The following is a 7856-nucleotide window of genomic DNA, read 5'->3' as shown; positions in this document are numbered from 1 at the left end:
ATGCGGCTCTGGGCTCGATCGGTTGCCAGATGCTGATCTTGCGCGTCTCCGGCATCAGGAAGACAGCGAGCACGAAGCACACCGCGGGGACCACGATCGGGTAGATCAGTGCGTAGCCGATGCTGCCGGTCGCGGCGAATGCCGCCGAGGTGATGAACGGCACCAATCCGCCACCCCAACCGTTGCCGATGTGGTACGGCACGGAGACCGACGTGTACCTGATCCTGGCGGGGAAGAATTCCGCCAGAAACGCGCCGACCGGCCCGTACACCATCCCGACATAGCAAACGAGGATGAAGATGATGAAGATCGCGATCGGATAGTTGATGTTTCCGGGCTGCGTGACCGATCCCAGCCACAGATACAGCGGATAGTAGGTGATCGCGGCGAGCAGCATACCTCCGAGGATCACCGGCTTGCGGCCGATGTGATCTGACAGCCAGCCAAAGAAGATCAGGCTCGGCGTTGCAATGAGCAGCGCGGCTCCCACGATGTAGGCCGAGGTCACCGGGTCCACCTTGGAGACCTGCTGCAGAAAGTACAGCGCCCAGAATTGACCACTGTACCAGACCACGCCCTGTCCGATCAGGACCACGATGGCGATCCCGATGTATTTGATGTTCGAACTGAGGAAGGCCTCCTTCCACGGATTCCTCGTCATCTGTCCGCGGGCCTTGATCTCCTGGAAGATCGGCGTCTCCTGGAGCTGGAGGCGGATATAGATCGCGATGGCCACCAGCAGGAAGGACAGCAGGAACGGAACGCGCCACGCCCATTCGTCGAAGGCCTGATTGCCGGCATAGGTTCGGGTCAGAACGATGACTGCGAGCGACACCACGATCCCGAGAGTCGGAGAGGTCTGTAGCCAGCCGGTGTAGTAGCCGCGCTTGTCGTCAGGCACATGCTCGGCAACATAGGTGATGGCGCCACCATATTCGCCGCCGAGGCACAGCCCCTGGATCATGCGCAAGCCGAAGAGAAGGAACGCAGCCGCCAGCCCGATCGACTGGTAGGTTGGGATCAATCCGATCGCTCCCGTGCCCAGTCCCATTCCGCTGAGCGTGATGAGAAACGTATATTTGCGGCCGACCCGGTCACCCATCCATCCGAACAGGAATGCCCCCAGCGGACGGATCAGAAATCCTGCCGTGAACAGCGCGATCGTGCTGAGCAGGGCGGCGACGGGGTGGGACTGCTCAAAGAACTTGACCGATAGAACTGCGGCCAGGYTGCCAAAGATATAGAAATCATACCATTCGATGATGTTTCCTACCGACGCAGCGATGATCACGCGGCGAAAATCGCTCGGTACCTGCATGTGCGCCTCCTATGGCTTCAAAACGTCTCCTCGCTTGCTTCAGCGGTCGATCTTCTCGCGGAGAGCGTGATGCGCGGCGTTGCAGGCGCCGATTCAAAGAGTTGCGTCGGCAACGTCCGACCTCAGGCGCGTCTTGCGCCACCTGAGACGAGCTCCGGCGGCCTTAGAACCGCGAGCCACCACTGCCTGCCCGTCTGTCGGGGAGGCGGGGAACCGTAGTGTAATCCCACCACGGGCTGGCAACTTATGAGACTTTCGGCTCAATCGATCTGACATGCGGCGTTTTGCGAAAGAGATCGCAAGGGCTCGAATTGTCCGCGACTTCTGGTGAGCAGCGAACGGAAAGACATCTCAGGCGTTGTGAGGGATCCAGAAAAGGGAGCCCACCATGCAGAACATCGCAGAGCATATGGAAGTCATCGGCGCCGACGGCGTCCACATCGGCACCGTCGACAAGGTCGAGGGCCATCGGATCAAGCTGACCAAGAAGGACAGCGGCGAGGGCAGCCACAGGGGCCATCATCACTTCATCGACAAGGGCCTCGTCGCCGACGTCGAAGGCAACAAGGTCCGGCTCTCGGCCAAGGCGGCGGTGGCCGTGACGATGGAAGAGGAAAAGTAGCGCCCGCCGCCGCTCGTTCCTGATCCGTACCGCTATCCGCCCGCCCGCACGTTCCGGTAGCCTCCGCGTCCGTCGCGTATCGCAAGGTGCAGGGAATGGCGGAGCCGGGGCGGCCAGTACGGTCGCAGGGGATCGCGGGGACTTGGCCTGTGGGCCGACCCGCGTCCGCTGGTGGGTTTGTGCCGGCGAGCTTTGGCGTTTGGCCGGCAATCGTCGAGACATTGCGCGGATGGGCCAAGGCGGAAGCCGGCGCCGGGCGGCTGTTGCCGTGGGTCCCTGTCGCCTTCGGCGGTGGTATCGCGCTCTACTTTGCTGCCGATCACGAGCCGGTGCTTTGGGTCGTCGCTGCGACCGCGGTCGGGCTCACGCTCGCGGCCGTGCTGTTGCGGCGAAGCCGGATGTTCGCGCCGGCCATCATGATTGCGGCGGTCGCGGCCGGCCTTGCGATCGCGACCTGGAAGACCGCGCGCATCGCCCACGTCGTGCTGGCCAAGCCGCTCTATTCCGTGTCGCTGTCGGGCTTCGTCGAGACCCGCGACATCCGCGAGCGCACCGACCGCTTCGTGCTGCGCGTGACCGCGATGGAGGCGCAGCGCAGCGACGTCAAGCTGGAGCGCGTGCGGCTGTCGGTGCGCAAGGGCACGGCGCCCGAGGTCGGCAGCTTCGTGCAGTTGAAGGCGCGGCTGATGCCGCCGCTGTCGCCGGTGCGTCCCGGCAGCTACGATTTCTCCCGCGACATGTTCTTCCAGGGCATCGGCGCCTCCGGCTTCGTGATGGGTGCGATCACGGCGTCGGTGCCGCCGGATGCCGGCGGCTTGCGGCTGCGCTATTCCGCCGTCATGCAGGGCCTGCGCGATGCGATCGACGCACGCATCCGCACGATCCTTGATGGCGACAACCGCGCGATCGCGACCGCGCTGCTGACCGGGCGGCGCGATGCGATCACCACGCCCGTCAACGACGCGATGTTCATCTCGGGGCTCGGCCACGTGCTCTCGATCTCCGGCTATCACATGGCGGTGGTCGCCGGCGTCGTCTTCTTCGCGGTGCGGGCGCTGCTCGCCCTGATCCCGGGACTGGCGGTCGGCTTCGCCATCAAGAAATGGTCGGCGGCTGCGGCGCTGGTCGCGGCCGCGTTCTATCTGCTGCTCTCGGGCGCGGAGGTTGCCACGCAACGATCGTTCTTCATGACGGCGGTGGTTTTGATCGCGGTCATGGTCGATCGCCGCGCCATCACCTTCCGCACGCTGGCCGTGGCCGCGCTGATCGTGCTGGCGGTCGCACCCGAAGCGCTGGTGCATCCGAGCTTCCAGATGTCGTTTGCGGCAACGCTCGGGCTGGTCGCGCTGGTGCAGATCGGCATGCCGAACCTGTTCGCCTCGCCCGATCATTCCGCGACCGCGCGGATCGCGATGTGGGGCGGCCGCGAGATCGCGATGTTGTTCCTGGCCTCGCTGATCGCGGGGCTTGCGACCACGCCCTATGCCGCCTTCCACTTCCACCGCGTCACGCCGTTCGGCGTGCTCGCCAATCTGGGCGCCATGCCGGTGGTCTCGGCGCTGGTGATGCCGGCGGGGTTGCTGGGCTTGCTCGCGGCGCCGTTCGGGCTCGACAGCGTGTTCTGGTGGCTGATGGGGGTCGGCATCGACTGGATGGTCGCGGTCTCGCGCTGGGTGGCCGCGCTGCCCGGCGCGGTCGGCCGCATCAGCGCCTTCGGCATTGCGCCGCTGATCGCGGCGAGCCTCGGCATCATCCTGATGGGTCTGTTGCGCACGCCGTTGCGCTGGTCCGGCGCGCTGGTGCTGCTGGCCGCGATCGTCTGGGGGCCGTCGGTCCGGCAGCCCGATATTCTGATTGCCGGTGACGGCCAGAGCGTCGCCGTGCGCGGCAGGGACGGGCGCCTCCACCTGATCAGGGCCGGCAAGGACAGCTTCCTGCTCAAGGAGTGGCTCGCCGCCGATGCCGATCCCCGCGACGCCGGCAGCACTTCGTTCGGTGATGGCGTGTCGTGCGACGAGCTGGGCTGCGTGACGCCGCTCGCCGACGGGCGCCTGGTTGCGCTGGCGCTGCGCGTCGACGCGCTGGCGGATGATTGCAGCCGCGCCGCGCTGGTGGTGACGGCGCGGCCCGCCTCGCCGGATTGCGCCGCGATGGTGGTCGATCGGCAGCGTCTGGCGCGGCAGGGCGCGCTGGCGCTGACCCAGCGCGGCGATGGATTTGCGGTTCAGGCGGTACGGGCGAGAGGCACCAACCGCCCATGGTCGCCGGCCGCGGCCGGCGAGGGGGATTTCGACGGCAGCCTTGCGCCGAAGACGGCCGCGCCCCGCAGCAAGGACGCAACGCCGTCGGAGGCCGACTTGCAGGCCGAGGACTGAGCTGAACGCCTACAGATACCAGGCCAGCATGGCGTTGAGACCTGCGTGCCCGATCACCGGCAGGACCACCATCCGGCTCAATCCGGCTGCGCGCGCCTCCGCGGCCGCGATCGAGCCGTCCTGCGCGAGATCGTCGTTGAGCGCGGGCATGCCGGTGGCCCAGGCCCCGCCGATGCTGCCGTCGCCCCTGGCGATCGATGTCGTCGCATAGAGCGCGGCGAGGTCGGTCTGCGCGCTGCAATCGCCGGCGCGAAACACCAGCGCCGTACGGGCCTCGTTCGGGACCCAGATCTCGAAGCGCCGCGCAATCGGGGTGGCCTGCGCGGACAGGAATGTCAGGACCCAGGTCTGGTCGGTGCCGGTCCGGTAGGGCACGCCGACGCCGAGATTGATCCCGACCTTGGCGGCGTCCTCCCAGCGCAGAAAACTCTTGGCGTCGTGCAACTCCTTGATGATCAGTGGCAGGCCGGCTTTCCAGGTGCGTCCGGGCAGGCCGAAGCCGCGCGGAAATCTGGTGTGGCGCGAGTTGAACTCGAACATGTCGGCGGTGCCGTAATAGCCGTCGACCAGCCCCATCTCGTACGAGACCGCGGCGTCGTTGTGCCAGAGCTCGATCGCGCCGACATGCGCCTCGTCGTCGCCGCAGAACAGCACCATGACCGCTTGCAAAAATTCGCCGGCAAACACCGGCACCGCCACGCCGCAGGTCAGGCCGGCCGCGACGGCCTGATCGGTGCGCTTGAAATAGGAATTGGCGAATTTGGTGARGATCACGGGATGACCGCTCGCCCAGGCCTTGCCGGGCAGGCCCTCGTCATATCCGAAGCRCAAATCCTCGCTCACGGCCTTGAATGCGGACAGGCCTTCGCTGTAGAGGCCGCCGCCGAATTCCAGCCGCATCCGCGTCCGGTCGGGCACCCAGAGTTCAACGACGCGAATGAAGGTTTTCATCGAACGTGTCCGCCGCCTCAAGCCGCAACAGCATCGGCCATTTGCTTGCGGAACGGACGTTCAAAATTCAGGCAGGGCAGCGCAAACTTCGTGCGGCGGGCTGGCGGTCGATCCGGTCGGATTTCGCTCGATGCAAACCACCCCCATCTCGCCGGCCGCGGCCGGCGATGGCGGTTTCGATCCTGGCGCTTGATCTGTCGGCCAGGAGACAGCCGCGTCAGCCGATCGGCAGGCGCGTGATGGTCGGCCGATTGTCGGCGACGACCTGCGGCTTGTGCTCGCCAAGCGGCTGTGTCACCGGCAGTTGCAGCACGGTTGCGCGCTGGCCTTCGACGAGCTGCGTCACCAGCACGTATTTGCCGTCGGGAAACTCGATCGCGTCATGATGGCGGTCGGGGATGTGCGGATCGATCTTGCCGAACTTGCCGACGCGCGAGTTGATGGTGCGGGTCCAGATCCAGCGATTGTCGTAGCGGACGTTGTCGGCGAAGGCGAGCTCCGTTCCCGGCAGCAGGCAGACCGCGACGGAGAGATCGGCTTCGGAGGCGAAGCCGCGCGTCGAGGTGCCGCGGAAGGTTGTCGTGACGATCGTCTCGCCGACTTCGGCCGGGCGCGTCGCGACGGCATGCAGGCTGTAGTCACACATCGGGTGCTCCTCGTTCAAGGATAGCGACCCGCGCCTCTTTCAGAGGCACAGGCCTCGATCAGAGTGGAAGCATGTTAGCGTGTTCTTGGTTGTAGGCAAATCTGCGGCTTGGGTCCGCAGCCCGCGATCACATTATCTTTTCCGAATCGAGCAGGAACAAAGTCCGCTTTCGTGCATTACGCCGGACACAAAGGTCAGCGTCCGGCCGGTGCCGACCATCCCGAATATTGCCAGCTCGGTTGCGACGTCTGCTCGACGGCGTTGCGGGCATTGCGCAATTGCGCGCTGACCGCGGTCTCCTTGTTGTGGGCATGGCGGTGCGGCTGTGCGGCGAAGGCCTGCGGCGCGGTGCCGGCGATCAACGCAGTTGCGAGCACACTCAAAACGATCTTGCGCATGGTTGTCTCCTCGGTCTCTCAAGGCCGCGAAGCCAAGCGCTTCGTGCGGCGTGCCGAGGATCTAGCGCCGGAGAGGTGGCCGGATAATCTGTGCAAAACCAGAAAGACTATCCAGCCGGAGCGGACAATCCGTCCGCTCCCAATCCGTCCGCTCCAATGGGTATCGAATGACCGCCGGATCAGCTCAGTACTTGCGGTACAGCCCGATCAGCTTGCCCTGGATCTTGACCCGGTTCGGCGGCAGGATGCGGACCTCATAGGCGGCATTGGCGGGCTCGAGCGCGATCGAGGCGCCACGACGGCGGAAGCGCTTCAGCGTGGCTTCCTCGTCGTCGATCAGGGCCACGACGATGTCGCCGGTATCGGCGGTCTCATTGCGCTGGATCAGCGCCATGTCGCCGTCGAGGATGCCGGCCTCGACCATCGAATCGCCGCGCACTTCCAGCGCATAGTGCTCGCCCGAGCCGAGCATGTCCGGCGGTACGCTGATGGTGTGGCTGCGGGTCTGCAACGCCTCGATCGGCGTGCCGGCCGCGATGCGGCCCATCACCGGCACCGCCACGGGGCGCTCGCCGTCGTCCGCAGGCGCGTTGGAGCGCACCTTGCCGAGATTGCCTTCGATGACGCTCGGCGTGAAGCCGCGCCGGCTTCCGGCGGCCGCCTGGAGCTCGGGCAGCTTGATCACCTCGATGGCGCGGGCGCGGTTGGGCAGGCGCCGGATGAAGCCGCGCTCCTCGAGTGCGGTGATCAGGCGATGGATGCCTGATTTCGAGCGCAGATCGAGCGCGTCCTTCATCTCGTCGAAGGAGGGCGGCACGCCGCTTTCCTTCAGACGCTCGCTGATGAACCGCAGAAGCTCGTATTGTTTGCGCGTTAACATCTCGACCAAATCCCCCGGTTGATGTCGTTCGATTCCGAGACGGTGAATTCAGCGGCGAGCCGCCAGATGCTCGAAACAAATCATGAACGGACACTATATGTTCGATATGTGTTCCGCAACTGCTTAATTTACCGTGAACGCGACAAAGTTCGCCGAACGCGTGTGATCGACGCGTTCAGGCCGGCAGCAGCAGCACCTCGCATGGCGTGCCTGCAGCAGCCTTCGGCGCCAACGGCGCGCGCACGAGAAGTGCCTGTGCCGCAGCAAGATTCGCAAGCAGCGAGGAATCCTGATGATTGACGGGAAGGGCGACGAGCGTGCCGTCCTCACGCCGCTCCAGACGCGCGCGGAGATAGTCTTCGCGCACGTCGTTGGGCCCGACGTCGCGGCCGAGCACCGCGCGCTCGCGGCGGTGATGAATCATCTCGCGGCCCGACAGCGCGCGAATCAGCGGCACCATGAACAGGAAGGCGCACACATAGGACGACACCGGATTGCCGGGCAGGCCGATCACGCGCATCGCGCCGAGCCGTCCGTTCATCATCGGCTTGCCCGGCCGCATCGCGATCTTCCAGAACGCCATCGAGATGCCTTCGGCATTGAGCGCCGGCTGGACCAGGTCGTGATCGCCGACCGAGGCGCCGCCGGTCGTGATCAGGATGTCGG

At 65.6% G+C, this 7856-nt stretch carries 8 protein-coding genes; 2 read left to right on the top strand and 6 right to left on the bottom strand.

What is annotated here, in order from left to right:
- Positions 1 to 1318, bottom strand: a 1318-nt coding sequence (locus tag ACXJL8_RS27375) for an MFS transporter (RefSeq protein ID WP_456685914.1), incomplete at its 3' end; no start/stop codon positions are given.
- Positions 1319 to 1706: 388 nt separating this feature from the next.
- On the opposite strand from ACXJL8_RS27375, the gene ACXJL8_RS27370 reads away from it, so the two are divergent.
- Positions 1707 to 1940 (top strand): DUF2171 domain-containing protein, encoded by a 234-nt coding sequence (locus tag ACXJL8_RS27370; protein ID WP_271578145.1) that lies wholly within the window; start codon positions 1707 to 1709, stop codon positions 1938 to 1940.
- Between the two features lie 95 nt (positions 1941 to 2035).
- Entirely contained in the window at positions 2036 to 4315 is a 2280-nt protein-coding gene (locus ACXJL8_RS27365) for a ComEC/Rec2 family competence protein (RefSeq protein WP_456622496.1), read from the top strand.
- Positions 4316 to 4324: 9 nt separating this feature from the next.
- On the opposite strand, the gene ACXJL8_RS27360 is transcribed toward ACXJL8_RS27365, so the two are convergent.
- From ACXJL8_RS27360 to ACXJL8_RS27340, 5 genes are all read right to left on the bottom strand, one after another.
- Positions 4325 to 5266, bottom strand: a complete 942-nt coding sequence (locus ACXJL8_RS27360; protein WP_456685913.1) for a GAF domain-containing protein — start codon at positions 5264 to 5266, stop codon at positions 4325 to 4327.
- 217 nt (positions 5267 to 5483) lie between these two features.
- Complete coding sequence (locus tag ACXJL8_RS27355) at positions 5484 to 5912, bottom strand: hypothetical protein (protein ID WP_456622494.1); 429 nt, start codon at positions 5910 to 5912, stop codon at positions 5484 to 5486.
- A 194-nt stretch (positions 5913 to 6106) separates the two neighbouring features.
- The gene (locus tag ACXJL8_RS27350; RefSeq protein ID WP_456622493.1) at positions 6107 to 6310 is read right to left on the bottom strand and encodes a hypothetical protein; all 204 of its coding nucleotides are present in this window, start codon (positions 6308 to 6310) and stop codon (positions 6107 to 6109) included.
- Between the two features lie 184 nt (positions 6311 to 6494).
- Entirely contained in the window at positions 6495 to 7190 is a 696-nt protein-coding gene (gene lexA, locus ACXJL8_RS27345) for a transcriptional repressor LexA (RefSeq protein WP_456622492.1), read from the bottom strand.
- A 175-nt stretch (positions 7191 to 7365) separates the two neighbouring features.
- On the bottom strand, positions 7366 to 7856 hold a 491-nt coding region (locus ACXJL8_RS27340), incomplete at its 5' end, for a molybdopterin-binding protein (protein ID WP_456685912.1).

Source organism: Bradyrhizobium sp. P5_C11_2 (genome assembly GCF_054049755.1).
This window is presented reverse-complemented; position numbering and strand designations above follow the sequence as displayed.

Coding starts and splice junctions, on each gene's coding strand:
- ACXJL8_RS27365 (WP_456622496.1), top strand. CDS start 2,036: ATGGCGGAGCCGGGGCGGCCAGTACGGTCGCAGGGGATCGCGGGGACT.
- ACXJL8_RS27350 (WP_456622493.1), bottom strand. CDS start 6,310: ATGCGCAAGATCGTTTTGAGTGTGCTCGCAACTGCGTTGATCGCCGGC.
- ACXJL8_RS27370 (WP_271578145.1), top strand. CDS start 1,707: ATGCAGAACATCGCAGAGCATATGGAAGTCATCGGCGCCGACGGCGTC.
- ACXJL8_RS27355 (WP_456622494.1), bottom strand. CDS start 5,912: ATGTGTGACTACAGCCTGCATGCCGTCGCGACGCGCCCGGCCGAAGTC.
- lexA (WP_456622492.1), bottom strand. CDS start 7,190: ATGTTAACGCGCAAACAATACGAGCTTCTGCGGTTCATCAGCGAGCGT.